At 65.0% G+C, this 25,480-nt stretch carries 23 protein-coding genes; 8 read left to right on the forward strand and 15 right to left on the reverse strand.

The window, feature by feature from the left end; all coding sequences use genetic code 11:
• Nucleotides 1-17 precede the first annotated feature (17 nt).
• Nucleotides 18-443: a VOC family protein gene (locus tag E1742_RS09970; protein WP_134384733.1), complete on the forward strand. Its 426-nt coding sequence runs from the start codon at nucleotides 18-20 to the stop codon at nucleotides 441-443.
• Here E1742_RS09970 and E1742_RS09975 read toward each other — a convergent pair.
• From E1742_RS09975 to flhF, 7 genes are all read right to left on the reverse strand, one after another.
• Nucleotides 406-1,296 (reverse strand): hypothetical protein, encoded by an 891-nt coding sequence (locus E1742_RS09975; protein ID WP_134384734.1) that lies wholly within the window; start codon nucleotides 1,294-1,296, stop codon nucleotides 406-408. The genes E1742_RS09970 and E1742_RS09975 overlap by 38 nt on opposite strands.
• Before the next feature lie 83 nt (nucleotides 1,297-1,379).
• A complete protein-coding gene (locus tag E1742_RS09980) occupies nucleotides 1,380-1,787 on the reverse strand; it encodes a hypothetical protein (RefSeq protein WP_134384735.1) in 408 nt (135 codons plus the stop codon).
• Between the two features lie 20 nt (nucleotides 1,788-1,807).
• Nucleotides 1,808-2,611: a flagellar motor protein MotD gene (gene motD, locus E1742_RS09985; RefSeq protein ID WP_134384736.1), complete on the reverse strand. Its 804-nt coding sequence runs from the start codon at nucleotides 2,609-2,611 to the stop codon at nucleotides 1,808-1,810.
• A 15-nt stretch (nucleotides 2,612-2,626) separates the two neighbouring features.
• Nucleotides 2,627-3,373: a flagellar motor protein gene (locus E1742_RS09990; protein ID WP_134384737.1), complete on the reverse strand. Its 747-nt coding sequence runs from the start codon at nucleotides 3,371-3,373 to the stop codon at nucleotides 2,627-2,629.
• Nucleotides 3,355-4,086 carry an RNA polymerase sigma factor FliA gene (locus E1742_RS09995; protein WP_134384738.1) on the reverse strand — a complete coding sequence of 244 codons (732 nt, stop codon included), beginning with the start codon at nucleotides 4,084-4,086 and terminating at the stop codon, nucleotides 3,355-3,357. The genes E1742_RS09990 and E1742_RS09995 overlap by 19 nt, the downstream gene beginning before the upstream one ends.
• A gap of 27 nt (nucleotides 4,087-4,113) precedes the next feature.
• Nucleotides 4,114-4,929 carry a MinD/ParA family ATP-binding protein gene (locus E1742_RS10000; protein ID WP_134384739.1) on the reverse strand — a complete coding sequence of 272 codons (816 nt, stop codon included), beginning with the start codon at nucleotides 4,927-4,929 and terminating at the stop codon, nucleotides 4,114-4,116.
• Complete coding sequence (flhF, locus tag E1742_RS10005; RefSeq protein WP_134384740.1) at nucleotides 4,922-6,397, reverse strand: flagellar biosynthesis GTPase FlhF; 1,476 nt, start codon at nucleotides 6,395-6,397, stop codon at nucleotides 4,922-4,924. The genes E1742_RS10000 and flhF overlap by 8 nt, the downstream gene beginning before the upstream one ends.
• Nucleotides 6,398-6,617: 220 nt before the next feature.
• On the opposite strand from flhF, the gene E1742_RS10010 reads away from it, so the two are divergent.
• On the forward strand, nucleotides 6,618-8,735 hold the full coding sequence (locus E1742_RS10010; protein WP_134384741.1) for a TonB-dependent receptor: 2,118 nt from the start codon (nucleotides 6,618-6,620) through the stop codon (nucleotides 8,733-8,735).
• 83 nt (nucleotides 8,736-8,818) lie between these two features.
• On the opposite strand, the gene flhA is transcribed toward E1742_RS10010, so the two are convergent.
• On the reverse strand, nucleotides 8,819-10,957 hold the full coding sequence (flhA, locus tag E1742_RS10015; RefSeq protein ID WP_134384742.1) for a flagellar biosynthesis protein FlhA: 2,139 nt from the start codon (nucleotides 10,955-10,957) through the stop codon (nucleotides 8,819-8,821).
• On the opposite strand from flhA, the gene E1742_RS10020 reads away from it, so the two are divergent.
• Nucleotides 10,947-11,129, forward strand: a complete 183-nt coding sequence (locus E1742_RS10020; protein ID WP_134384743.1) for a hypothetical protein — start codon at nucleotides 10,947-10,949, stop codon at nucleotides 11,127-11,129. The two genes, flhA and E1742_RS10020, sit on opposite strands and share 11 nt — an antisense overlap.
• A gap of 25 nt (nucleotides 11,130-11,154) precedes the next feature.
• Here the strand turns inward: E1742_RS10020 and flhB are convergent, their stop codons facing one another.
• Nucleotides 11,155-12,309, reverse strand: coding sequence for a flagellar biosynthesis protein FlhB (flhB, locus tag E1742_RS10025; protein ID WP_134384744.1), 1,155 nt, complete (start codon nucleotides 12,307-12,309; stop codon nucleotides 11,155-11,157).
• 85 nt (nucleotides 12,310-12,394) lie between these two features.
• A complete protein-coding gene (locus E1742_RS10030) occupies nucleotides 12,395-13,420 on the reverse strand; it encodes a fumarylacetoacetate hydrolase family protein (RefSeq protein ID WP_134384745.1) in 1,026 nt (341 codons plus the stop codon).
• Nucleotides 13,421-13,568: 148 nt separating this feature from the next.
• Here E1742_RS10030 and E1742_RS10035 point away from each other — a divergent pair, with 148 nt between their 5' ends.
• Nucleotides 13,569-14,114, forward strand: a complete 546-nt coding sequence (locus E1742_RS10035; RefSeq protein ID WP_166793455.1) for an MEDS domain-containing protein — start codon at nucleotides 13,569-13,571, stop codon at nucleotides 14,112-14,114.
• A 1-nt stretch (nucleotide 14,115) separates the two neighbouring features.
• On the opposite strand, the gene E1742_RS10040 is transcribed toward E1742_RS10035, so the two are convergent.
• Nucleotides 14,116-14,832: a pseudouridine synthase gene (locus E1742_RS10040; protein WP_134384747.1), complete on the reverse strand. Its 717-nt coding sequence runs from the start codon at nucleotides 14,830-14,832 to the stop codon at nucleotides 14,116-14,118.
• A gap of 426 nt (nucleotides 14,833-15,258) precedes the next feature.
• Here E1742_RS10040 and E1742_RS10045 point away from each other — a divergent pair, with 426 nt between their 5' ends.
• Complete coding sequence (locus tag E1742_RS10045; protein WP_134384748.1) at nucleotides 15,259-15,489, forward strand: hypothetical protein; 231 nt, start codon at nucleotides 15,259-15,261, stop codon at nucleotides 15,487-15,489.
• A 335-nt stretch (nucleotides 15,490-15,824) separates the two neighbouring features.
• On the opposite strand, the gene E1742_RS10050 is transcribed toward E1742_RS10045, so the two are convergent.
• The 4 genes from E1742_RS10050 to E1742_RS10065 form a co-directional block, all read right to left on the reverse strand.
• Complete coding sequence (locus tag E1742_RS10050; RefSeq protein WP_134384749.1) at nucleotides 15,825-16,829, reverse strand: S49 family peptidase; 1,005 nt, start codon at nucleotides 16,827-16,829, stop codon at nucleotides 15,825-15,827.
• 41 nt (nucleotides 16,830-16,870) lie between these two features.
• On the reverse strand, nucleotides 16,871-17,182 hold the full coding sequence (locus E1742_RS10055) for a Rieske (2Fe-2S) protein (RefSeq protein ID WP_134388113.1): 312 nt from the start codon (nucleotides 17,180-17,182) through the stop codon (nucleotides 16,871-16,873).
• Nucleotides 17,183-17,248: 66 nt separating this feature from the next.
• Nucleotides 17,249-17,911, reverse strand: coding sequence for an HAD-IIIA family hydrolase (locus tag E1742_RS10060; RefSeq protein WP_134384750.1), 663 nt, complete (start codon nucleotides 17,909-17,911; stop codon nucleotides 17,249-17,251).
• Nucleotides 17,912-18,013: 102 nt separating this feature from the next.
• Nucleotides 18,014-18,952, reverse strand: a complete 939-nt coding sequence (locus E1742_RS10065) for an RluA family pseudouridine synthase (RefSeq protein WP_229466816.1) — start codon at nucleotides 18,950-18,952, stop codon at nucleotides 18,014-18,016.
• A 783-nt stretch (nucleotides 18,953-19,735) separates the two neighbouring features.
• On the opposite strand from E1742_RS10065, the gene E1742_RS10070 reads away from it, so the two are divergent.
• The 3 genes from E1742_RS10070 (at nucleotide 19,736) to moaA (ending at nucleotide 25,480) form a co-directional block, all read left to right on the forward strand.
• Nucleotides 19,736-22,969, forward strand: a complete 3,234-nt coding sequence (locus E1742_RS10070) for an Rne/Rng family ribonuclease (RefSeq protein WP_134384751.1) — start codon at nucleotides 19,736-19,738, stop codon at nucleotides 22,967-22,969.
• Between the two features lie 61 nt (nucleotides 22,970-23,030).
• On the forward strand, nucleotides 23,031-24,359 hold the full coding sequence (chrA, locus tag E1742_RS10075) for a chromate efflux transporter (protein WP_134384752.1): 1,329 nt from the start codon (nucleotides 23,031-23,033) through the stop codon (nucleotides 24,357-24,359).
• Between the two features lie 8 nt (nucleotides 24,360-24,367).
• On the forward strand, nucleotides 24,368-25,480 hold the full coding sequence (gene moaA, locus E1742_RS10080) for a GTP 3',8-cyclase MoaA (protein WP_134384753.1): 1,113 nt from the start codon (nucleotides 24,368-24,370) through the stop codon (nucleotides 25,478-25,480).

Raw genomic sequence — 25,480 nt, forward strand, 5'->3', positions numbered from 1 at the left:
AACAAAGGAGATCCACGTTGGACATCTCGATTCACTCGACCTTCCTGCCCCACACGGACGCCGAAGCCTCGCTGGCGTTCTACCGCGACACGCTCGGCTTCGAGGTGCGCAACGACGTGGCCTACGGCGCGCTGCGCTGGATTACCGTGGGACCGAAAGGCCAGCCGGGCACATCGATCGTCCTGTCCCCGCCAGGTGTCGCACCGGGCACGACCGAGGAGGAGCGCCGCACGATCACGGAAATGATGGCCAAGGGAACGTATGCGATGCTGCTGCTGGCCACGCAGGACCTAGACGCCACGTTCGACAAGCTGCAGATGCGCGAAGTAGACATCGTGCAGGAGCCGACCGACCAGCCGTACGGCGTGCGCGACTGCGCGCTGCGCGATCCGGCCGGGAACATGATCAGGATTCAGCAGGTGAAGGCGGCTGTCGCCGCGTGAGGGTCAGCAGGCGCCGCCACAGCGATACGGGCTGTCCGCCCTGCCCTGCCGCGATGGGGACTGAAATTCTGTCGCGGTAAGGGAACCGGTCACCATGCTCTTTGGGACAGGTCATGAACGCGCGGCAGGTCAGGAGTTCGATGCGCTCGGGTCGCGTGAGGTCGTCTTCGGCCGGCTCTGCCGGGTCGAGCCGCGCCAGGTCCGTTGGCGCATCCACATTGAAATGATAGTGACCGTCCAGCGCATAATCGCGCCGGAATGCCGTTCGCCAAGCCGAGTTGCCGCCCCATCCATGCGCCAGATCGTGCGTCGGGCGGCGCTCGCGGCTGTACGCCCAATACAGTGTGGATGCCTCCGCAATTCCGGGCGTCAGCACGTCGCCACCGGCCACGACCGAGACGCCGCCGCGGACGACCAAGAGCGAGCCCAACATGAGACACGGCCAGTGCCATGTCACTATTCGAGGCGTCGCACGCAGATCGGGAGCCGCCACTGTGTTGACTACCTCGTGATAAAAAGGCGTGTAACTGTGTGGACGTATCGCATCGATACCGAGCCTGCCCAGAAAATCCTCGACCTGCGTCATGGACAACATAGCGTCGCCATCTTCACGGCTGGCCGCCTGGAGCAGCCGGTCACACAAGCGGCCCAACGCATTCAGGCGCCAGAGCTCCTGCTGGCTCACTGCCGGCACGGCGCTGCGGCCCCGCTCCCGCAAGGAGGCCAGCCAGGTGGTTTCCTCGACGTTTGCCGCCAGCCATGCCGTCAGCAGGCCGGCGACTGCGTCGTCACGCGCGTCGTCGACTGCTTCGATGAGGAAGCGATAGGGACATGCCTGCGTCATGCCAAGCATAATGCCGAAAATTCTGCATGACACGCCATCAGGACTCCATGAAGAAATAGCGACGGTCGTTCAGCAAGCGCCGCCATAATCCACTACAGGCTCTCATACTTGCCATCGTCGCGGACGCACAGCACGCAGGTCAGGAACCACCGTCCGCTCGCCCGCTGCAGCACGTACGCGCAATCTTCACCTGTCGACGCTCCCCGGGTCATGACGAGGCAGGTATCGTCCACGTACTCGACAGCCACGACCTGCTCTCGCGCGGTATGCACCGGCTCGGCACTCAATGCCACAGGCCGCGCTTCCAGCTCGGGCGGGCAGTACTTGCTCAGCAGGACGCGGTACGCGACCTCCGCCGCGGTCAGGCCGGTACTGCGGTCGCGCTCAAAGGCGCGCCATGCGAACAGCGACCACGCCTCGTGGTCCTCGATGAATGCATGGATGAAAGGTTCCGGTTCGAGCAGCGCGACAGGCCCGGCGATCGGTGCGTAGGAAGACATCGAAAAGGATCGCAGGCCGATTACTGCGCCGGCTGGGGTGCCGCCGGCGCCGGCGCCGCCTCAGCCGCCGTCGGAATCTCCGTCTCCGGATCGGGCACCCCGGACAAGATGGTCACCGCCACGCGCCGGTTGCGCGCACGGCCAATCGGGTCGTTGTTGTCCGCAACCGGCTGGTTGGACGCATGACCGACGGCCGTCAGCCGCTCCGGCGCCACGCCGGACTCGATGAACAGCCGCACGACGGTGGCGGCACGGATCGACGACAGCTCCCAGTTCGACGCATAGATATTGCGGATCGGCTGGTTGTCCGTGTGGCCTTCCACCTGCACGGCGTGCGGGTCGTCCTTCAGGAGGCTGGCAACGGCCTGCAGCGCTTCGCGCGACGCTTCCGTCAGCTTCGCTTCGCCCGGATCGAACAGCACGGAGGCGTTGATCTCGACGGACACGCCGCGGCTGTTCTGCGTGACGCGTACCTTGCCTTCCTTGACGAGCGGCGCCATCGTGGAAAGCAGGTCCTGGGCCAGCTTCGTCATGCGCACTTTTTCCTGCACGATCATGGCGCGGCGGCGGATGGCCTGGGGCGTGGCTTGCGGCGTCGTCTGCACTTCCGTGTTCTGAACGATGGCCGCGCCGGCGCCGCCGAAGGCGTCGCCCAGCGCGTCCGAGAAGACCTTGTACTTGCCCGTATTGACCACCGAGATCGCATACATCACAACAAAAAACGCGAACAGCAGCGTGATGAAATCGGCGTACGAGATGAGCCAGCGCTCGTGGTTTTCCGGCTCTTCGTCGTACGGTCGGCGGGCGCGGCGGTATTGGCTCATGGCTGAACTTTGGCGTCAGTGATCGCGCATCAGCGTGGCGATGCGCTCGTCCATGATGCGGGTGAAGTCGCCCGTGGCGATATCGTGGAACACGGCCGCGGCGATTTCCTGCTGGTGCACCTGGGCCGTGACGATGTTCTTCAGCTTGTTGGCGATCGGGTAGAAGAACAGGTTGGCCAGGCCGACACCGTAAATCGTGGAGACGAACGCCACCGCGATGCCGGGGCCCAGCTTGGCCGGGTCCGACAGGTTTTCCATCACGTGGATCAGGCCCAGCACGGCGCCCAGGATGCCGATCGTGGGCGAGTAGCCGGCCGCCGATTCCCACACGCGCACGGCCTGGCGCTCGGCCGTCTCGAACGCGGTGATTTCCGTGTCCAGCAACTGGCGCAGTTTGTCCGGCTGGATGCCGTCGATAATCATGCGCAGGCCCTTGGCCATGAACGGATCGGTGGCGGCGGCCATATGACGCTCCAGCGCCAGGGGACCGGCGCGGCGCACCGTCTGGTTCCACGTCTGGATGTCTTTCTTCAGGGCGGCGCGGGTATCCGCCGGGGGACGGATCACCCAGCGCAGCATGACGATGCCGCGCCGCAGGGTACCGGGGCGCGTCTGCAGCAATACGGCGCCCAACGTGCCGATGACCACGATGGCAAACGCGGCCGGCTGCACCAGCGAGGAAAGCTTGCCACCCTCGAGCGACTGTCCGACGATCAGGCCAGCCAGCGCCAGCAGTATGCCGGCTACGCTGGACCAGTCCATGCCTGCTCCCTCAAGGTGGCGCGCAGCCGCGCGACGGCCTGCGTATGCAGCTGCGATACGCGCGATTCGGAGACGCCCATGACGGCGCCGATTTCTTTCAGGTTCAACTCTTCCTCGTAGTACAGGCCCATCAGCAGCTTCTCGCGCGGCGGCAGCGCATCGATCGCATCGATGACGGCCTGGCGGAAGTCCGTGTCCATCAGCGCGCGCAGCGGATCGGCATCCTCGTCGTGCGCGTAGCGGTCGAGGAAGCTGTCGCTGCCGTCCTCGTTCTTGAAGTCCTCGTAGTACACCAACTGGTGGCCGCCGCCTTCGGACAGCATCTCCTGGTAGTCCGCCAGGGACAGCTTGAGCGACTTCGCAACCTCGGACTCGCTGGGCGGCCGCCCCAGCTTCTGCTGCAGCGACGCCATGGCCGTCTCGATCTTGCGCATGTCCTGGCGCATCGTGCGCGGCATCCAGTCGCTGCTGCGCAACTCGTCCAGCATGGCGCCGCGGATACGCATCACCGCATAGGTCTCGAACTGCGCACCATGCGTCTCCTCATAGCGTCCGATTGCGTCGAGCAGGCCGATCATGCCTGCCTGTACCAGGTCATCGACTTCCACGCTGGGCGGCAATTTTGCCTTCATGTGGTGGGCAAGGCGCTTCACGAGAGGCATGTGCTCCGTCAGCAGCGAATCCTTGTTCACCTTCCCTTTGACCGTGTACATAAATTGTTCTACTTGTTATCGGCTCATTCAGTTGACGCTCCCCGCGAATCCCTCCGGCGCGCCGGCCAGGGCAAAGCGGCCCGCCATTTGACGGAACGCCACCGAGGCACCGGCCAGCGGAAACGCATCCACCACGGCGCGGCCCAGGCGCGCGGCGCGATGCAGATACTCATCGGCAGGCACGGACCCCATGGACACAAGATTGACCGCCAGGTAACGGCTTGCCGCCTGCGCCATATTATCGTAAACCACCCGTGCCTCAGCTTCCGACGCGCCCGTGACGACAATGCCGAACGGGCGACGGCCCAGCTCGTGATTCAGGCGCTTGATCATCATGTAGGCGTTCTTGATCGACGTGGCGCTGTTCGACACCTGCACGACGATTTCCGAACTGGCCATGACGGGCACGGGGAACGCTTCGCCGTCGAATTCGCCATCGACAAGGACGATGCCGGCCTGCGTGGCCATGACGTCGAATGCCTTGGCCAGGCGGCGGCTTTCGGCGGGACCGTTGCGTGCTTCGCCGCGCGTCATCGACACCACGTTGAAGCCCTGCGGCACCTGGTGCACGACCTGGTTCAGGCCGCACTCCTGGCGCGCCACGTTCAGCAGGCTGGCGCCGTTGTCGACGCCGAGGCGCGAAGCGACACCGTGCGCGCTGGCGCAGGCGTCGACCAGCAGCACGTCGTTGCCGTTGCGGGCCAGCGAGGCGCCCAGGTTCACGAGCATCGCGCCCTTGTCGTCCTGCGGGGTGGCGGACAGGAACGTGACGATACGGGGCCGCGGCGGCCCCGCCAGCATGCGGCGCAGACCTTCGGCCTGGTCGAAATCGAAGTTAGCCAAGGTACACCTCGCGCGTTGCATTGTTGCCGGCCGCTGCCATCAGCATCGGCAGGTCGCTGTCGGAAAACTGGCTGACGTCCTTTTTCGAGCGGAAGGCCCGTTCGATCAGTTCGTCCGGCTTGGCCAGGTGCAGGTCTTCCGGCACGCGCTGGCCGTTCGACACGTAGAACAGGTTCAGTTTCTGGCGGATCACGACGTCCAGCACATTGCCGATCGACGCCGCTTCGTCCAGCTTCGTCATGATGGCGCCGGCCAGGCCCGTGCCCTGGTAGGCACGCACCACTTCGGCCAGCGTTTCCTGCGTCGACGTGCTGTTCAGGCACAGCAGGCGTTTGACGTCCACGTCGGTGCCCTGCAGCATGGCGACCTGTTCCGTGACCATCTGGTCGCGCTGGCTGACGCCGACGGTGTCGATCAGCACGGTATGCTTGTTGCGCAGTTCCTTCAGCGCGATGCGCAGGTCCGCTTCGTCCTTCACGGAGTGCACCATCACGCCCAGGATCTTGCCGTAGATGCGCAGCTGCTCGTGCGCGCCGATACGGTAGGCGTCCGTCGTGATCAGGGCCAGCTTTTCCGGGCCGTGGCGCATCACGCAACGGGCCGCCAGCTTGGCGGTGGAGGTCGTCTTGCCGACGCCGGTCGGGCCGACCAGGGCAAACACGCCGCCCTTTTCGATCAGCGCGTCTTCGTTGGCGATGACGTTCAGGTTGCGGGCCAGCACGGTGCGGATCCAGCGCAGGCTTTCCTCCGCGGAGCGGCCGGCCGGCATTTTTTCGATCAGCATCTTGGCCAGGGTGGCGGAGAAGCCGGCACCCAGCATTTCACGCAGGACAGTGGCCTTGTGCGGTTCGCGCTGTTGCGACGAGCCCCACGACAGCTCGGCCAGCTGCGTTTCCATCATGCCGCGCATGGCGCGCAGTTCCGTCATCATCGTGCTCATTTCCGCAGCCGCGTTGGCCTTGGCGGAGTTGACGGCGTCGGCCACCATCGCCGAGATGCGGTCCATGTCGACGGCGGGAGCGGCCGGTGCGAAGCCCGGTGCCGGGCGAACCTGGGCCCGGGCCTGCGCGCGCGCTTCCATATTGGCCTGCGCTTCCGCTTCCATCTGCGCCTCCATCTGCGCCTGCATGCGGGCCTTGATGGCGTCCTGCATCTGCTGCTGGGTCGGTTGCGAACGGGCTGCGGCCGGACGTGCCGGTTGCGGACGTGCCGGTTGCGGACGTGCCTGCGGCGGCGTCATCATCGGCGACGGCGTGTAGGTGTCTTCAATCTCGAGCTCGGGCATGGCGGGCGCCGTGTCCGCGGCCGGCTGTGCCAGCGATGCGGCATCGTCGTTCGCCAGCGCCAGGATCTCGACCACCCCATCCATCGGGCGGTTGGACAGGATCACCGCATCGGGGCCAAGCGCTTCGCGCACTTTGCGCAGGGCTTCACGCGATGTAGGTGCGGTAAATTTTTTGACGTTCATGCTGCTGCTCCAGGCGAGATTTTCTCTGATGGAGTGATTATTGACGATGCCAACAGGAAATCATCCGGGGAAAAGGATGGGAAAAGCCCTGCAATTCGCCGTCGTCCCCTGCGGGGAGAGCGACTTGCAGTTTTGCCACCATCCATGCGAAGATGTGAATGATAATAATTCGCATTTGCGGAGACTTTCCGCCACATGCACCACTTCAGAGAGAAACACCATGAATTCGAACAGGAACCCGCTGGCGCTGGCCGTTCTGGCCGCGCTGGCCGCCTCCCCTCGCGCCCACGCCGCCCCGGTTGACGAGGCCGACGCGCCCGTCAGCGTCGTCACCGTCACCGGCGCCCGCAGCGAGCCGTACAACCCGACCTCGGCCATGACCGCGACGAAGATCGACGCGCCGCTGCGCGACATTCCGCAGACGGTCAACGTCATTCCCGCGCAGCTGCTGCGCGACCAGTCCGCAAGTTCGATGGAGGATGCGATGAAATTCGTGCCGGGTGTGGGCCTGTCGCATGGCGACGGCCAGCGCGACCAGGTCACGCTGCGCGGCTTCTCCGCCATTTCCGACCAGTTCGTGGATGGCCTGCGCGACGATGCGCTGTACTTTCGCGACCTGTCCAATATCGAGCGCATCGAAGTGCTGAAGGGTCCGGCCGCCGTGCTGTACGGGCGCGGCTCGTCCGGGGGGCTGATCAACCGGATCAGCAAGAAGCCCGGCGCGAACAGGCGCGAGGCGACGGCCCGGGTGGGGAGCGATAACCGCCGCCGTGGCGAGCTCGACCTGGCGGCGACGGAAGGCACCATGGCGTTCCGCGTCACGGGCGCCGTCGAACGCGCGGACAGCTACCGCGACCAGCAGTTCCTCGAGCGCGACGCCATTGCGCCATCGCTGCAGTTCCAGCTGGGCGCGGCCACGACGTTGCTGCTGCAGGCCGAGCACCTGTCCGACCGGCGCGTGACGGACTTCGGCGTGCCGTCGTACAAGGGCCGCCCCGTCAACGTGCCCGAGAGCACGTATTACGGCGCCGCCAACGCGCGCGACGCCGACTACTCGCATGCGGAAGTGACGGCGCTGGGCTTCACGCTGGAGCACCGCTTCAGCAACGCGCTGGCGCTGCGCAACGCCTATCGCCACCAAGACTACACGCTGGCGCGCTACAACACGCTGGTCGGCAGCGTCAACGAGGCGGCGCTGACGGCCTCGCTGAACCGCACCAATCTGCGGCGCGAGGAGGACAGCTGGTTTAACCAGACGGAACTGACACAAACGGCGCATGTCGCAGGCATGCGCCATAAACTGCTGTACGGCATCGAGGTGGGCAAGCAGAACAAGGACCAGGTCAACCGGTCGCAAAGCAATGTCGCTACCGTCGCGCTGTTCAATCCCGTGCTGCCGGTCCTGCCGAAATACCTGAACGTGGCACCCGGCACGGACAACCTGGGCATCATGAAGACGGCCAGCGCGTACGTGCAGGACCTGGTGGCGCTGTCGGAACAGTGGAAGGCGCTGGCCGGCGTGCGTTATGACCATTTCGAGCAGCGCACCGTCGAGCGCCGCGCGGGCCAGGCCAACCTGGACCGCACGGACGTGGCGTGGAGTCCCCGCGCGGGCCTCGTCTGGCAGCCATCGGCCATGCAGTCGTATTACGTGTCGTTCAGCAAATCGTTCCAGCCGTCGGCGGAGAACTTCCCGCTCGCTGCCAGCAACGCGCAGATCGAGCCGGAAAAGACAACCAACAAGGAAGTGGGCGGCAAGTTCGATTTCCTAGGCGGCGCGCTGTCGGCCACGGCATCGCTGTTCCGCCTCGAGCGTACCAATATCAAGGCGACCGACCCCGTCAGCAACCGCCTGATCCCCATCGGCGAGCAGCGCACGGACGGGCTGGAACTGACGCTGACGGGCCAGCTGCCGCAAGGCTGGCAGGTGTGGGCGGGCTATGGCTTCCTGGATGCCGAGGTGACATCGTCGCCGGCGCTGGACAACAGCGACAACGTCATCAAGGGCGTGCCCGTGCAGGGCAAGCGCGCCACGCTGACGCCGCGCCACAGCGCCAACCTGTGGCTGGCGAAATCGTTCGGCAACGGTCTGCGCGCCGGCGCTGGCGTCAACGCGGCGAGTGTACGCTTCGCCAACCCGGGCAATACCGTCGCCCTGCCCGGCTACGCCACGGTCGATGCGATGGCCGGCTGGAAGCTGGGCCGCGTGGACCTGCAGCTGAACGTGTACAACCTGCTGGACCGTTCGTACATCGTCTCCGGCCACGGCAGCTCGCCGAACCTGAGCCTGCCAGGTTCGCCACGCTCGGCGGCCCTGACGGCCCGCTACCAGTTCTAGGAAAATTCCGGGACAATCCCGGACCATAAACCGGTGACAGGCTCCGATTTTTTAATCGGAGCCTGTCACCGGTTTTTTGCTGGTCAGGTGTTGCCCACCAGCGCGGTGACGCGGATCGTTTTCGATTCCGGAATCTCCGCATGCGACAGCACTTTGAGCTGCGGCAGCGCGCGGCGCAGGAAGCGCGACAGCAGCGGACGCAGCGGACCCGGCACCAGCAGCACGGGCGTGACGCCCAGCGCTTCCTGCTGCTGCGACGCCTGGGCGGCCTGCTGGGCGATCGTGTCGGCCAGGCCCGGCTCGATGCCGGCGCCGTCGGCGCCGCCCGTGGCCAGCGCCTGCATCAGCAGGCGTTCGAGGCGGTTGTCCAGGGTCATCACGGACAGCTCGCCGTTGCCCGGGAACAGTTGCTGGACGATGGCGCGACCCAGTGCGATACGCACCAGCGCCGTCAGCTCGCCCGGGTCCTGCGTGTGGGCGGTGTGCTCGGCCAGCGCTTCGATAATCGAGCGCATGTCGCGGATGTGCACGCCTTCGGACAGCAGGTTCTGCAGCACTTTCTGCAGCGCCGACAGCGAGAGCATCTTCGGCACCAGGTCTTCGATCAGCTTCGGCGCTTCCTTGCCCAGGTGATCCAGCAGCGCCTGCACTTCCGTGCGGCCCAGCAGTTCCGACGCATGCGTCGTGATCAGGTGGTTCAGGTGCGTCGCGACGACCGTGCCCGCATCGACCACCGTGTAGCCCATGCCCTGCGCCTGGTCGCGCAGGCTGGCGTCGATCCACGTGGCCGGCAGGCCGAACGCGGGGTCCGTCGTCGCCAGGCCCGGCAGGTTGCCGCTGGCCATGCCCGGATTGATCGCCAGGAACTGGCCGTTGAACGCTTCGCCGGCGCCCACTTCCACGCCCTTCAGCGTGATGCGGTAGGCCGACGGCTTCAGTTCCAGGTTGTCGCGGATGTGTACAGGCGGTGCAAGGAAACCCACTTCCTGCGCGAACTTCTTGCGGATGCCCTTGATACGCTTGAGCAGCTCGCCGCTTTGCGCCTTGTCCACCAGCGGAATCAGGCGGTAGCCCACTTCCAGGCCCAGCGTGTCGACAGCCTGCACGTCCGACCAGCTTGCTTCTTCGTTCTCGGCCGGCGCGGCCTGGCCGCCCGCTGCCGGGGCGCCGCCTGCGGCCGTACCGCCGCCGCCCGCTGGACGATCCGCCGTGCCGTTCGCTTCCGCCTCCTTGCGCTTCTTGTCCAGCATGTAGCCGGTACCGCCCAGCGCGGCACCCAGCGACAGGAACATAAAGTTGGGCATGCCCGGGATCAGGCCCATGCCGCCGATGATGCCGCCCGTGATGTACATGACTTGCGGCTTGGCGAACAGCTGGCCGACCATCTGCGTGCCGACGTCGGTATCGCTGGCCACGCGCGAGACGATGATACCGGCCGCGACCGAGATCACCAGCGACGGGATCTGGGCCACCAGGCCGTCGCCGATGGCCAGCAGCGTATAGACCTTGGCCGCTTCGCCCACAGGCATGTCGTGCGACAGGATACCGATCAGGAGGCCGCCGACGACGTTGATGACGGTAACCATGATGCCGGCCACGGCGTCGCCGCGCACGTACTTCGAGGCACCGTCCATCGCGCCGTAGAATTCCGCTTCCTGGGAAACTTCGCTGCGGCGCTTGCGGGCATCCGCTTCGCCGATCAGGCCGGCGTTCAGGTCGGCGTCGATCGCCATCTGCTTGCCGGGCAGCGCGTCCAGCGCGAAGCGGGCGCCCACTTCGGCGATACGGCCCGCGCCCTTCGTCACGACGACGAAGTTAATGATGGTCAGGATGATGAAGACAATGATACCGATCGTGTAGTTGCCGCCGATCAGGAAGTGGCCGAAGGCCTCGATGACCTTGCCGGCGGCGGCGCCGCCCGTGTGGCCCTCCGACAGCACGATACGGGTGGACGCGACGTTCAGCGACAGGCGCAGCATCGTCGATACCAGCAGCACGGCGGGGAACGCCATGAAGTCGAGCGGCTTGACTGTGTACAGCGCAGTCAGCAGCACGATGATCGACAACGCGATATTGAAGCTGAAGAACAGGTCGAGGACGATTGCCGGCAGCGGCAGGATCATCATCGCCAGCAGCATGATGATCAGGATCGGCGCGGCCAGGCTCTTCGTATTGGCACCGCCGATACCGCTCATCCATGCTGGCAATCTTATGCTGTTCATCAAACGTTCCTCTCGCTGGTGGGATTGGTTCCCGGATGCTGAGATTATTGATGATGCAGTGAGGAAACGATGCGGCGAAAAGGCCGGGGAAAACCCCGCTATTCGCGCGTCGTGGGCCCGGATGTGGGAAAAACGTCATCGGCGGGCACGTCGCTCCGGCGTGAAGACCTGAAGCGAGGTGCCCGTCCCGAGGCTGCTTACTGTGGCGGCTTCCTGGATGCCGGGTCGTTCGGGTCCATGTCGGCCGGCACGTCGAGCCTGGTCGGACGGTCCGGATAACGGCCGCCCGGGCGGTAGGCGCGCAGCTGGTAGACGTAGGCAAGCACTTCGGCCACGGCCGCATACAGGCGGGCCGGAATTTCGTCGCCGATGTCGGTGTGCTTGTGCAGCGCACGGGCCAGGGCCGGGGCTTCCAGGATCGCCACCTTGTGCTCCTTGGCCAGTTCGCGGATCCTGGCCGCCACTTCGTCCGTGCCCTTGGCCACCACCTTCGGCGCGCCGTTCGCGCCGTCCGTGTACTTCAGCGCCACCGCATAGTGGGTCGGGTTGGTCACGACCACGTCCGCCGTCGGCACATCCTGCATCATGCGGCCCTTGGCCATCTCGCGCTGCATCTGGCGGATCTTGCCCTTGATCTGTGGGTTGCCATCGCTTTCCTTCGACTCCTGGATCGTTTCCTGGCGCGTCATCTTGAGCTTGTCGGCATAGTGCCAGATCTGGTACGGCGCATCGATGACGGCGATAAAGCCCAATGCGCCCACCAGCCACAGGAAGCTCGTTGCCATCATGTCCAGCAGGTGCACGCTGCTTTCGTGCAGCGGCTCGTTGGCCAGGCCGAACATGGCATCCGCGTGCTTCATGATGACCATGTATGCCACGGAGCCCACGACGATTGTCTTGACGATGGCCTTCAGCAGCTCGACCAGGGAGTTCTTCGAGACCATGTTGGTGATGCCGCTGATCGGGTTGAGCTTGCTGAACTTCGGCATGAACGCCTTGGAGCTGAACAGCCAGCCGCCGACAAATATGGGCGAGACAAGCGCCACCACCATCACGGCCAGGCCGATCGGCAGGAACGTGATCAGCACGTTGACGATGTCCGTCAGGATGCGGGTAATGAGAATGTCCGGGTGGTAGGCCTGCTCGCGCGTCAGCGACAGGCCCGACTTGAGCGTGGCGCCGAGACGGGCCGCCATCGAGGAGCCCATCATGTAAAGACCGGCGCCTGCCGCCAGCAGGACAGTAAATGTGGCAACTTCGCGGGACCGGGGAACGTCGCCTTCTTCACGCGCCTGCTGGAGGCGCCTCTCTGACGCTGCTTCTGTCTTTTCCGCTCCGCTGTCTTCTGCCACGCGCTGCTCCCGGTTCGATTAACAGGCGCCATTATTGCGGACGGCACGCCGCCGTCATCGCCCGAACAGCGGGACGATGCCCGTCCTATTCCGTTTTCTCGACGGCAACCTCGGGGGCCGGCGGCACGTAGCCCGTCGGCCGCACCGTCTGGTCGATGGCGCCGAACACCGACTTGCCGTCCGCATCGAGCATCTCGATGCGGACCGTGTCGCCGAACGCCATGAACGCCGTGACCGGCTTGCCCTCGGCAATCGTTTCCAGGATGCGCTTTTCGGCAATGCACGAATAGCCCTTCTTCGCATCCTTGTTCGACACCGGCCCGGTGCCCAGAATCGTGCCGGTCCGCAGCCTGCGCGTGCTGGCTGCATGGGCGATCAACTGGGCGAAATTGAACGTCATGTCCTTGCCGACATGGGGCTGGCCGACCAGACGCCCGTTCCACGACGCGCGCAGCGGCAGGTGCACCTTGGCGTCCTGCCACGCCTCGCCCAGCTCGTCCGGCGTAACGGCAACGGGGCTGAACGCCGTCGCGGGCCTGGACCGGAAGGCGCCGCAGCCACGGACGAGCTCGTCCTGCAGGAGATGGCGCAGCGACACGCCGTTCGCCAGCATCAGCAGGCGGATGCGCTGATACGCGTCGTCCGGCGTGGCGCCCATCGGCACGTCGTCCGTGACGGCGGCCAGCTGTGCCGCGAAATCGATGCCCCAGGCTTCATTGGCGACGACGATGTCGTCCGTCGGGCCCAGCAGGTCGTCGCTGGCGCCCTGGACCGTCGGCGGCTGCCGCCGGAACGACGCCGGCATTTCGCCACCCTCGGCCTTGCGCAGCAGCTCCACGTGGTGCAGGTAGGCGCTGCACTCGGCCCACTGGTAGGCGCGCGGCAGCGGTGCCATGCAGCGGCGCGGATCGAACTCGAACGTGCGGCGGGCCTTGCCGTCGTTGAGCTGGCGCGACAGCGTGTCCAGCTGGGGCGCGATGAATGCCCAGTCGTCCAGCGCCCGCTGCAGGGATGCGGCAATGCCGTCCGCCACGACGGCGCTCTTCAGGTCGCGGGCAACCACGATCAGCTGGCCGTCGCGGGTACCATCATTCAAGGTTGCAAGTTTCATGGATGAAAGATCGTGTTTCGTCTGGACGAGACTGTAGCAGATGGCCCAGCGAGCCGCTGTTGTGCGCGGGTAATATCGCTCTTATGATAAGTTGTCCGCTGGAGGCAGAACCATCGTGAATGAATACTCAGCAACAAAGCGCAGGGCCGTGGACGATTTCTGGACCACGCAAGCACCCTGCACCCACTGCCTGCAACTCTACGACAGCGACGAGGCGCTGCTCGATGCGCTCGAAGGCTTCATCGCGACCGGCATCCGCCAGGGCGATGCCATCGTTGTCATCGCTACCCCGTCGCATCGCCTGGAACTGGACCGCCGGCTGGCCTACGCGGGCTTCGACCCGGCTGCGGCAGCCGAGCGCGGCCAATACCTGCCGCTCGATGCGGCCGAGCTGCTGGCGCGCTTTACCGACAACGGGGTGCCGGACGAGGCACGCTTTCGCTGCGTGATCGACGGCCTGCTGCTGCGTGCCCGCAAGCATTACCCGACCGTGCGCGCGTTCGGCGAGATGGTGGGACTGCTGTGGGCGGACGGCCATTACGCCAGCACGGCCCGGCTGGAAGAAATGTGGTCGCGCGTCTGCCACGACAACAACCTGGCGCTGTTCTGCGCCTATCCCAGGGCCGGGTTCGACGCCGCGCCCGCCTTCGCGGCGCAGATCGAGGCGGCCCACTCGCAGGCCTGCCCGTTCTGACTCACGCGGCCGCCAGCAGCGCCAGCTGCGCCTCGTCCAGGTAGCACCATTCGCCCTCTTCCAGATCCAGCGACGCCAGTTCCAGAGCGCCGATGGCGGCGCGATGCAGTGCACTGCAATGGTTCCCCGCCGCGGCCAGCATGCGTTTGACCTGGTGGTACTTGCCCTGCTCCAGCACGATTTCCAGCAGATGGTCGCCACGCTTTTCGCACACCAGCGCCGCCAATGGCGCCGGCTCGTCGTGCAACTGCACGCCCGCCAGCAATTGCGCAATCAGCTCGTCCGTGACCGGTTCGGCCGTGGTGGCGTGATACACCTTCGGCACGTGCCGCTTCGGCGACGACAGCGCGTGGATGAACGGACCGTCGTCGGACATCAGCAGCATGCCCGTCGTGTCGTGGTCGAGCCGGCCGACGGGCTGCACGTCGCGCCAGGTGAACTGCTCGGGCAGCAAGGTCAGCACGCCGGGACGGTGGCTCGGCTTGCGCGAACACTCGAAGTTGGCGGGTTTGTTCAGCGCGATATAGACGTGCTCGCGGTAGCGCCACTCCTCGTCGAACACGGTCAATACCAGGTTGTCCGTCTCGACCGGACTCTTGTAGTTGTCCTGCACGGCGCCGTTGACGGCCACTTCGCCGTCTTCGATAAGGGTGCGGCAATACTTGCGGGTGCCGAAGCCTTGCGATTGCAGGATGCGATCCAGGGATAATTTGCTCATGGGCCGGCATTCTACCGGATTTGACTCCGCCACCTCGATGCGCTTTTGATGCATATCAAGCTGCATGGAAGGCCCGTTGTTAAACTGAAATTACAGTAGGAATTTACTGAACAGCTCGCCGGGATTCCTAACCCGGCTGTACGCAGCACGTCGCCAGGTTCGTATCGCCTGTCCAGGACCGGCGTGATGCAAAGCATTGCAGTTACGGTGCAGCATTAGGATGCCAGCCGATGAACGCCAGCCGATGAACGCCCGCCAGACCGCAGTTCGCGACACTTCGACCGAACAATACAGCAATTTCCGCAGGAGAATGTGATGACGAACGAAACGCCCCGCCAAACCAGTGCACCGGCCAGCGCACGCACCCAATCCCCCGGCAGCAGTACCGTCCGCACGACGGGACGAGCTGCGAGCCAGGCGACCCGGATGGCAATCGCCCACCGCACGGCCGCCCAGCTGGCAGCAAACCTGCTGGTGAATCGGGTACGCCTGCGCGCCGGGCGCGACTGGGAAAGCGCCCTGTGCCCGGCAATGCCACAGTCCGGCTGGCTGGCCGCGACGGAACACGATCTGATGACGTGGCTCGACACGGGAGGGTTTGCCGCCGGCGAGTTACCGCCGGCGGGCGTCGGCGCCCAAACGAAAACGGCGGCCTGAGCCGCCGTTTTCTTGCCCATCACAGGACATGAACGAGGAATTGAATTCTCTCTGGTCTGCATCAATGCAGTTAAGTAGTTCCGCTTACGCAAGTGAATGCGAGCAAATAGGACTCGTGCAACTTCGTATAACAAGGTGCAATGAAGTGCAACGAAGTGCGTCCAATTACTGCTTTCTTCATTACTGCGCTGGTTGACTTCGCCCTCCCTTGGAATGAACTACACACCTACTATAGTCCAAGCGGGAGATTTATCAAGAAGTTCGCGAAGAAATCGAATTCATGGCCCGCTGTCCCGCTGATTGCCGCTGTCTCCATCGGAGACGGCGGCAGTTGACTACTTCAGCGACACGCGTCCCGCCTCGCCGACCGCCGCCTTGAATGCGCCGCCGCCCATGGCGGCGCCGAATTTCTTCAGCACGCGTTCCGGCAGGCCTTCATGCTGGGTATAGTCGATGATGTCCTCGGCCTTGACGATGTCGCGTGCCACGCTGTCCACGCTGCCGAAATCGTCTGCCAGGCCCATCTTGACGGCGCGCGCGCCCGTCCAGAACAGTCCCGAGAACGTTTCCGGCGTTTCATGCAGGCGCGTGCCACGACCGGCGCGCACCACGTCGATGAACTGCTGGTGGATCTCGTTGAGCATTTCCTGCGCGTGCTCCTTGTGCTTGGCCGACTGCGGGCTGAACGGATCCATGAAGCCCTTGTTTTCACCGGCCGTGAGCAGACGGCGCTCGACGCCCAGTTTCTCCATCGCGCCCGTAAAGCCGAAGCCGTCCATTAGCACGCCGATGGAACCGATGATGCTGGCCTTGTTGACGTAAATGCGGTCGGCCGACGCGGCAATGTAATAGCCGCCGGACGCGCAGATTTCATCGACGACGGCGTACAGGGGCTTGTCCGGGTAGCCCTTGCGCAGGCGCCCGATCTCGTCGGCGATCATGCCGGCCTGGACCGGGCTGCCACCGGGGCTGTTGATGTGCACGACGATGGCAACGGAACTCTCGTCGGAAAACGCCTTGTTCAGCGCGGGGATGACGACGGCCGCGGCGCCGCTGCCTTCCGATTCGATATTGCCCTCGATTTCGATCAACGCCGTGTGCCGGCCCACTTCCGTGTCGGCGCCCAGAATGCTGAGGTTGAAATAGCTGGCAATCGCCAGGAAGACGAGCACGAGCAGGAACACCTTGAAGAAGATGCTCCAGCGCCGGTTGGCACGCTGTTCCTTGATCGTCGCAAAGACGAGTTTCTCCAGCACTTCCCGTTCCCAGTTGATGGGCAGCTGCCCGGGAGCAGGCGCGGGCGGTACGGGCGGTTGGGTTGGGGGAAGATTGTCACTCATGGATAAATGTCGATGGTGAAACGCTGAAAAGGAAAACGACGTCAGGCGCGCGCGGGGCGGACGAAATCGTCCGGCTGCCAGTACAGCTTGCCGTCGCGCTCCGTGACGGCGATGGGCCGCAGGCGCCCGCCCCGGCAGGGTCCGCCGGCACACTGGCCGGTCGAGGGAATATAGACGGCGCCATGCGTCGAGCACATCAGATACATCTTGCTCGACTCGAAGAACTCCCCCGGTGCCCAGTCCAGTTCGATCGGTACATGGGCGCAACGGTTCAGGTAGGCGTATGCCGCGCCGCCGTGGCGGATGACGAACGCGTTGGCGTCCTCGCCGCCTGCCGTGACGGGAAAGCGCATGCCCAGCCCACCGGCGACGACGGCCTCGGCCTCGCAGATCAGGATCTCTTCGCTCACGGCCGTGCTCTACGCGTTGGCATCCAGCCAGGCGTGCAGCTCGGGCACGTTCCTGGCGGAGAAGAGGGGCTGGCAGGCGTGCAACTGGTCGACCGGATGGGCGCCGTACTCGACGGCAATACCAGCCGAACCTGCGTTCTGGGCCATCAGCAGGTCGTGCGTCGTGTCGCCGATCATGACGGTGCGCTTCAGGTCCTGGCCCAGTTCGCGCGTCAGTTCCTGCAGCATGGCCGGGTGCGGCTTGGAAAACGTCTCGTCGGCACAGCGGGTCGCGGCAAACGTGGTCAGCAGCTTGGCCGCGTTCAGTGCCCGGTTCAGGCCGACACGGCTTTTGCCGGTGGCGACTGCCAGGAAATAGCCCTGCTGCGTCAGTGCCTCCAGCATTTCCAGCACGCCGTCGAACAACGTCAGCTCGTGATCCTTGGCCAGGTAGTGATAACGGTAGCGCTCGACCATGCGCGCATAATATTTCGGGTCGACGCCTGGCCCCAGCACGGCCTGCATCGCTTCGGCCAGGCCGAGGCCGATCACGTGCGACGCCGCCTCGCGGCTGGGAATGGGCAGGCCGAGGTCGCGTGCCGCCGCCTGGATGGATTTGACGATCGTTGCCGTACTGTCCATCAAGGTGCCGTCCCAATCGAAGACGATCAGGTCAAATTGCTTTCTTGCCATGTAATCCGGCTGCGCCGGCTCCTGTAGAGATCGGGACGTCGCGCCTGGGCGCCCGTCCGGTGAGGTGGTGCTCAACTGCGGTTGCTCAACTGCGGTTGCTGCTCAACTGCGTGGTTGCCCCAAGCTTACCAAGAATTTTTCGCATTCGGGCGCCAGCGGGGCATTCAGGGTCATCATTTTGCCCGTGTCCGGGTGCGTAAAGCTGATCTGGTGGGCGTGCAGGAACATCCGCTTCAGGGCGCCGCGCCTGCCGTCACCCTTCTGTAATGCCTTGTTGAGCGCGAAATCGCCATATTTGTCGTCGCCAGCGATGGGAAAGCCCGACGATGCCAGATGAACCCGGATCTGGTGGGTACGCCCCGTCTTCAGCTCCGCTTCCAGCAACGCGAAGTTGTCATATTTCCTTAACAATGTGAACACCGTATGCGACGCCATGCCGTCGGCCTGCACGGCCACGCGGCGCTCGCCATCGGCCGTCGTGTACTTGTGCAGTGGCAGCTTGACGTGCTGGCGCTGATTTTTCCAGTCGCCCACGGCCAGGGCCAGGTAGCGCTTGTCCGTCACGCCGTCGCGCATTTGTTCGTGCAACGACGTCAGTGCGGAGCGCTTCTTGGCCAGCAGCAATAACCCCGACGTTTCGCGGTCGAGCCGGTGCACCAGTTCCAGGAACTTGGCATCGGGACGCGACGCGCGCAACTGTTCGATGACGCCGAACGACACACCCGAGCCGCCATGCACGGCGACACCGGCCGGCTTGTCGACGACCAGCATATGGGCATCCTCGAAGACGATCGGGAACTCGGCCGCCGGCACCGTGTTTTCCGGCTTCTCCGCCATCCGCACGGGCGGGATGCGGACAATGTCGCCAGCGGTCAAACGGTACAACTGGTCAATGCGGCCCTTGTTGACACGCACCTCGCCGGAGCGGAGGATGCGGTAGATGTGGCTTTTCGGTACACCTTTGCAAACACGCAACAGGTAGTTATCTATCCGCTGTCCGGCCTCTTCTTCGCCGATCGTGACGAATTGCGCTTGCGGCAGGACTGTATTGGGGAAGTCGCAGCGGGTTTGTGCCCGGGCCCGGGGGCCCCCTTTTGCGTTGTCTTCCCAGAAAATCTCTCTAAGTCCTTCATTTTGAATATATAATCGTTTTGCCGTAGCGAAGCTGTACTCGAAGTAGTACTTCAAGCTGCTGCAGTGTAAGAAGAAAACCACAATTCTACACAGGGGCGCATCCGCTGGCCTCGCCTAATTGCAAATTCAGCGGAAATAAATGTATACGCACATTCGGGCGCGGGTCAGGGTTACGACCTCTGTCGTCATCGGATTATGGCAGTCTGAAAAGCCAGCCGCGCGTTGCATTTGCCGCCTGCGAGGCTTGCGACAAGCACCCTTCGCGGCGACAACTGCCTGCGATCGCGACGGTTCCGAAGGCTGCCTCATGCGCACGGATGCTGGATTAGATTGGCTGGAAGATAGGATAAGTCCGGCGAGCAAGCACTACAGTCGTTGCTCGCTGGTTGATGGAACCGATAACGCTTGCCGTTTCGCCAGGCACCATACAAGATGCCTGGCTCGACGATTTGCGCACGCCCGCATTCTCCCGTCCCGACGTGCTCGGTATGACAGGATGAGTTGCAGGTGGTGCGAACTCGGCAGGACGATCGGCCCCATGCGCCCTGCTGCGGCAGCCGCGCCACCGCGCGCTGCCGCACGACGAGGCATTTCCCCGCAGCCTCCTTAATTCTCGCGTATATCCTTGTATGGTTGCCGCCTCCACGGGGGCGGCATTACATGGCCCAAGGGTCGCGGAGTTAAATAAAAATGAAACGCATGTTGTTCAACGCCACGCAGCAGGAAGAGCTGCGCGTGGCAATTGTCGACGGTCAGAAACTGATCGACATCGACATCGAAACCGCCGGACGCGAACAGCGCAAGTCCAATATCTACAAAGGCGTCATCACCCGCATCGAACCGTCGCTGGAAGCGTGCTTCGTCAGCTACGGCGAAGATCGGCACGGTTTCCTCCCATTCAAAGAAGTTGCCCGCACGTATTTCCGTGAAGGCGTCGACGTACGCAATGCCACCATCAAGGAAGCATTGCGCGAAGGCCAGGAAATCATGGTCCAGGTCGAAAAGGAAGAGCGCGGCAACAAGGGCGCGGCCCTGACCTCGTTCATTTCGCTGGCCGGCCGTTATCTCGTGCTGATGCCGAACAACCCGCGCGGCGGCGGCGTGTCGCGCCGTGTCGAAGGCGAAGAGCGCCAGGAACTGCGCGAGACGATGGACAAGCTGGACCTGCCGCAGGGCATGTCCGTGATCGCCCGCACCGCCGGCATCGGCCGCAACGTCGACGAGCTGCAGTGGGACCTGAACTACCTGATGCAACTGTGGCGCGCGATCGAAGGCGCGTCGAAGTCGGCCTCCGGCGCCTTCCTGATCTACCAGGAAAGCTCGCTCGTCATTCGCGCCATCCGCGACTATTACCAGCCCGACATCGGCGAGATCCTGATCGACACCGACGAGATCTACGAGCAGGCGCACCAGTTCATGAGCCACGTGATGCCCGACATGGTGCACCGCGTGAAACGCTACAGCGACGACGTGCCGCTGTTCTCGCGCTTCCAGATCGAACACCAGATCGAAACGGCGTATTCCCGCACCGTGCCGCTGCCATCGGGCGGCGCCATCGTGATCGACCACACGGAAGCGCTGGTGTCCGTGGACGTCAACTCGGCGCGGGCAACGCGCGGTTCCGACATTGAAACGACGGCCTTCAACACCAACTGCGAAGCGGCCGAGGAAGTGGCCCGCCAGTTGCGCCTGCGCGACCTGGGCGGCCTGATCGTCATCGACTTCATCGACATGGAAGTGGCGAAGAACCAGCGCGAAGTGGAACAGCGCCTGAAGGACGCGCTGCACCATGACCGTGCCCGCGTTCAGATGGGCAAGATTTCCCGCTTCGGCCTGATGGAACTGTCGCGCCAGCGCCTGCGCCCTTCGCTGTCCGAAGGTTCGCACGTGACGTGCCCGCGCTGCTCCGGCACCGGCCACATCCGCGATACCGAATCGTCCGCCCTGCAGGTGCTGCGCATCATCCAGGAAGAGGCGATGAAGGAAAACAGCGCCGCCATCCACGTGCAGGTGCCGGTCGACGTGGCCGCCTTCCTGCTCAACGAGAAGCGTGGCGAAGTGCTCAAGATCGAGAACCGCCACCGCATCACCGTGATCCTGGTGCCGAACAAGCACCTGGACACGCCGCACTACAAGCTCGAACGCATCAAGCATGACGATCCGCGCCTGGAAGAAACGGCCGCCAGCTACACAATGGCGGAACAGGCCGATACCGACATGGCCTTTGCCAAGCGCCAGAAGGAAGACGCCAAGCCGCGCCAGGAAGCCGTCGTCAAGACGATCACGCCAAGCCAGCCGGCCCCGATGGTCGACCGCACGCCGGCCGAGCCCGTGGCGCCGGTCGCGCCGCCTGTGCCGGTGGCAGCTGCACCGGCCGAAAAAGGCTTCTTCGGCAAGCTGATGTCATTCTTCACGGGCAAGCAGCCGGAACCGGCTGCACCGCCAGCCCCGGCCATCGTGACGAAACCGGTCGCGCCAGCCGAGCGCGGCGACAAGAACGCCCGCGCTCCGCGTGGCCGTGGCCGTAACGGCAAGGGCGGACGCGAGGAACGCGAACCGGGCAGCCGCGAGGAAGCCGGCAAACCCGCCGTCGCCGCCGAGGGCCGTCCGCCGCGTGCACCACGTCCGCCCCGGGAACCACGCGAGCCGCGTGAAAACCGCGAGCCGCGCGAAGTCGTCGAAGGCCAGGCAGTGCCTGCGCCACGCGGCGAACGCGCCGAGCGTCCGGAGCGCGCGGAACGACCTGAGCGCGCCGAACGTGCCGAACGTGGCGAGCGTCCTGAACGCGCACCGCGTCCACCGCGCGAGCCGCGTGAGCCGCGCGAAGCGAAAGTCCAGCCGGCCGAAGCGAAAGCCGAGGAACTGGCGCTGGCAGCCGCCGGCGTCGGTCCGGTCGGTACCGGCAGCGGTCCCGTTGTCGACACGACTGATCTGCTGAAACCGGCCGTCGCCAGCCAGGGACCGGAAGGTGAAGAGTTCGAGGGTGGCGAAGGTGGCGACGAGCCGCGCCGTCGCCGTCGTCGCGGCGGCCGCAACCGCAATCGCCGCGAGCGCGAAGGCGCCGAGGGGATCGAGGGTGCGGAAGGCGAAACGTCGTTTGAAACGACGACCGTTGCCAGCGTCGTCGTGTCCGAGGCTGTCACCGTAACGACTACGACGATGGCCCAGTCCGACGACGTTGCCGAAGGACGTGCGCCGGCTGCTGTCGAGCCGGCTGCTGTCGAGCGTGACGCTGCCGAACCTGTTGCTGCCGAACCTGTTGCTGCCGAACCTGCTGCTGCCGAGCCTGCTGCTGTCGAGCAAGTCGCTGCGGCCCAGGAAGCCGTACCAGCCGTTGCCGAGCCGGTGCAGAAGGCTGCCGAAGCCGAGCCTGTCGCTGCACAGCCCGCAGCACCAGTTGCCACGGCGCCTTTCGCCGAGGAAACCGCGCCCGTGGTCCCTGCCCCGGTCGTGGCGCAAGCTGCGGTCGAGCCGGCACCTGCCGTCGAGCCTGCTGAAGCGGAAATCGTCGATGCACCGGCCGCCGAGCCACTGCCGCCAGTGTCCGCACCTGCGCCGGCGCCCGTCGAGCAGGCCCCGGCCGTGACGCCGGCTCCCGCTGTCGAGGAAGCACACCCTGTCGCGCAGGCTCCGGTTGTGGCGGAAGAAGCTGCACAGGTGCCGGCCCAGGCGCTGGCCGAACCGGGTGCGGAAACGCCGACGCCAGCACAGGCGACGGCACCTGCACCAGCGGCCAAGCCGGCCGACCTGGATGCGCTGCTGGCGTCCGCCGGCCTGACGATGGCGGCAACCGACCCGGCCAAGCTGCGCGCCGCGCAGGAAGCGGCTGCCCAGGAAGCGCCGCCACCGCCGGTACGCCGCCAGCGCAAGCCGGCACCCGTGGTGGTCGATGAGCCGCTGGTGCAAGTGAACACCCGCAACTGATCGGCCACGCGCCACCGAAAAGGGAAGCCTCGTGCTTCCCTTTTTTTATCCATCGACCGCCATGCATCCAGACCTTCCTGCTCCCGTCAGCCTTGCCACGGCGGCGCGCTACTGGCTCAAGCTGGGCTTCATCAGCTTTGGCGGCCCCGCCGGCCAGATTGCGATGATGCATGCCGAACTCGTCGAGCGACGCCGCTGGATTTCGGAGAACCGCTTCCTGCATGCACTCAACTACTGCATGCTGCTGCCGGGGCCGGAGGCGACGCAGCTGGCGATCTACATCGGCTGGCTGCTGCACCGCGTGCGCGGCGGCCTGGTCGCGGGTCTGCTGTTCCTGCTCCCTTCCCTGCTGCTGCTCATCGGGTTGGGCTGGGTGTACATGGCGTTCGGCAACGTGCCCGCCGTGGCCGCCGTGCTGTATGGCATTAAGCCAGCCGTCGTCGCCATCGTGCTGGCGGCCGCCTGGCGGATCGGCCGGCGCACCTTGCGCAACGGCCTGCTGGCGTCGATCGCCGCCGTGGCGTTCGGCGCGATCATGCTGGGCGTGCCGTTTCCGCTGATCGTACTTGGCGCTGCCGCCGCCGGCTGGCTCGGCGGCCGGCTGCGGCCGCAGGTATTCGCACTGGACAATGGCGCTGCGCACGCCGGCGCCGGCGCTCCGGCACTGATCGGCGACGATACGCCGACGCCGGCGCATGCCCGCTTCGGCTGGCGCCACCTCATCCTCACGTCCGTCCTGGGTATCGGGTTGCTCGCCGCCAGCTGGAGCCTTCTTGCCGCCGCTACGGGCGCAGACCAGCCGCTTGCGCAGATGGGCTGGTTCTTCACCAAGGCTGCAATGCTGACGTTTGGCGGCGCCTATGCGGTGCTGCCGTACGTCTACCAGGGCGGCGTCGACACCTATCACTGGCTCACGCCAACCCAGATGATCGACGGCCTGGCGCTGGGCGAAACGACGCCGGGGCCGTTGATCATGATCGTCGCGTTCATCGGCTTTGTCGGCGGCTGGACACACCACGTGCTGGGGGCGGCGCCATGGTCGGGCATTGCGGGCGCGCTGGTGGCGGCGTGGTTCACGTTCGTGCCATCATTCGTGTTCATCCTGGCGGGCGGGCCGCTGGTCGAGGCAACGCGCGGCAATATCCGCATGACGGCGCCGCTGACGGCCATCTCCGCGGCGGTCGTCGGCGTCATCGCCAGCCTGGCCGTGTTCTTCGGCAGGCATGTATTTCTGGCAAGTGGCGAGGCCGACTGGGCAGCTGCGGCAATTGCCACCATGGCGGCAATCGCACTGCTGCGTTACCAGATGGGAACAGTCAAGGTGCTGTTGGCCTGTGCAATCTGCGGCCTCGTGCTATCTTATCCGGGTGGAACCACCCAACTAATGTAGTAAAAGTAATGACTGAGAAGATTATCATGCTGTCGGATGAGCGCGCGCGCGCGCCCGCCATCCCTGCCGCGCTCGAACCGGCCACGGGAGACCTGCGCGACGCCCTGGCTCGCCCCCTGCACGACCTGCGCATCTCCATCACCGACCGCTGCAACTTCCGCTGCGTGTATTGCATGCCGAAGGAAGTATTCGACAAGGATTACCAGTACCTGCCGCACTCGTCGCTGCTGACGTTCGAGGAAATCACCCGCCTGGCGCGCGAATTCGTCGCGCACGGCGTGGAGAAAATCCGCCTGACGGGCGGCGAGCCGCTGCTGCGCAAGAACATCGAAAAGCTGATCGGCATGCTGGCCGAACTGCGCACCGTGCACGGCAAGCCGCTCGACCTGACGTTGACGACGAATGGCTCGCTGCTGGCACGCAAGGCGCAGTCGCTCAAGGATGCCGGCCTGAACCGCGTGACCGTGTCGCTGGACGCGATGGACGATGCCGTCTTCCGCGCCATGAACGACGTCGATTTCGCCGTGGCGGACGTGCTGCACGGCATCGACACGGCGCATGCCGCCGGCCTGGGCCCCATCAAGGTCAACATGGTCGTCAAGGCTGGCAGCAACGAGCAGGAAATCCTGCCGATGGCCCGGTATTTCCGGGGCACCCCGCACATCCTGCGCTTCATCGAATACATGGACGTGGGCGCATCCAATGGCTGGAACATGCAGGACGTGATTCCCTCCGCCGAGATCGTGCGCCGCATCGGCGCCGAGATGCCGCTGGCGCCGGTGGACCCGAACTACACGGGCGAGACGGCGGCGCGCTGGCGCTATGCGGACGGCCGGGGTGAAATCGGCGTCATTTCGAGCGTCACGCAGGCGTTCTGCAAGGACTGCACGCGCGCCCGGCTGTCCACCGAAGGCAAGCTGTACACGTGCCTGTTCGCCACCCGCGGCCACGACCTGCGCGCACTGCTGCGCTCGGGCCGCACCGATGCCGAGCTGTCCGCCGCCATCGGCGCCGTCTGGCGCGTGCGCGGCGACCGCTATTCCGAACTGCGCACGGTCAATACGGACGGCCTGGTCCGCTCCGGCGAGCGCAAGGTCGAAATGTCTTATATTGGGGGATGA

This window comes from Pseudoduganella plicata, assembly GCF_004421005.1.
GTDB lineage: Bacteria > Pseudomonadota > Gammaproteobacteria > Burkholderiales > Burkholderiaceae_D > Rugamonas > Rugamonas plicata.

Coding starts and splice junctions, on each gene's coding strand:
- E1742_RS09975 (WP_134384734.1), bottom strand. CDS start 1,296: ATGCTTGGCATGACGCAGGCATGTCCCTATCGCTTCCTCATCGAAGCA.
- E1742_RS09980 (WP_134384735.1), bottom strand. CDS start 1,787: ATGTCTTCCTACGCACCGATCGCCGGGCCTGTCGCGCTGCTCGAACCG.
- motD (WP_134384736.1), bottom strand. CDS start 2,611: ATGAGCCAATACCGCCGCGCCCGCCGACCGTACGACGAAGAGCCGGAA.
- E1742_RS09990 (WP_134384737.1), bottom strand. CDS start 3,373: ATGGACTGGTCCAGCGTAGCCGGCATACTGCTGGCGCTGGCTGGCCTG.
- E1742_RS09995 (WP_134384738.1), bottom strand. CDS start 4,086: ATGTACACGGTCAAAGGGAAGGTGAACAAGGATTCGCTGCTGACGGAG.
- flhF (WP_134384740.1), bottom strand. CDS start 6,397: ATGAACGTCAAAAAATTTACCGCACCTACATCGCGTGAAGCCCTGCGC.
- E1742_RS10010 (WP_134384741.1), top strand. CDS start 6,618: ATGAATTCGAACAGGAACCCGCTGGCGCTGGCCGTTCTGGCCGCGCTG.
- E1742_RS10020 (WP_134384743.1), top strand. CDS start 10,947: ATGCTGTTCATCAAACGTTCCTCTCGCTGGTGGGATTGGTTCCCGGAT.
- flhA (WP_134384742.1), bottom strand. CDS start 10,957: ATGAACAGCATAAGATTGCCAGCATGGATGAGCGGTATCGGCGGTGCC.
- E1742_RS10030 (WP_134384745.1), bottom strand. CDS start 13,420: ATGAAACTTGCAACCTTGAATGATGGTACCCGCGACGGCCAGCTGATC.
- E1742_RS10040 (WP_134384747.1), bottom strand. CDS start 14,832: ATGAGCAAATTATCCCTGGATCGCATCCTGCAATCGCAAGGCTTCGGC.
- E1742_RS10045 (WP_134384748.1), top strand. CDS start 15,259: ATGGCAATCGCCCACCGCACGGCCGCCCAGCTGGCAGCAAACCTGCTG.
- E1742_RS10050 (WP_134384749.1), bottom strand. CDS start 16,829: ATGAGTGACAATCTTCCCCCAACCCAACCGCCCGTACCGCCCGCGCCT.
- E1742_RS10055 (WP_134388113.1), bottom strand. CDS start 17,182: ATGCGCTTTCCCGTCACGGCAGGCGGCGAGGACGCCAACGCGTTCGTC.
- E1742_RS10060 (WP_134384750.1), bottom strand. CDS start 17,911: ATGGCAAGAAAGCAATTTGACCTGATCGTCTTCGATTGGGACGGCACC.
- E1742_RS10070 (WP_134384751.1), top strand. CDS start 19,736: ATGAAACGCATGTTGTTCAACGCCACGCAGCAGGAAGAGCTGCGCGTG.
- chrA (WP_134384752.1), top strand. CDS start 23,031: ATGCATCCAGACCTTCCTGCTCCCGTCAGCCTTGCCACGGCGGCGCGC.
- moaA (WP_134384753.1), top strand. CDS start 24,368: ATGACTGAGAAGATTATCATGCTGTCGGATGAGCGCGCGCGCGCGCCC.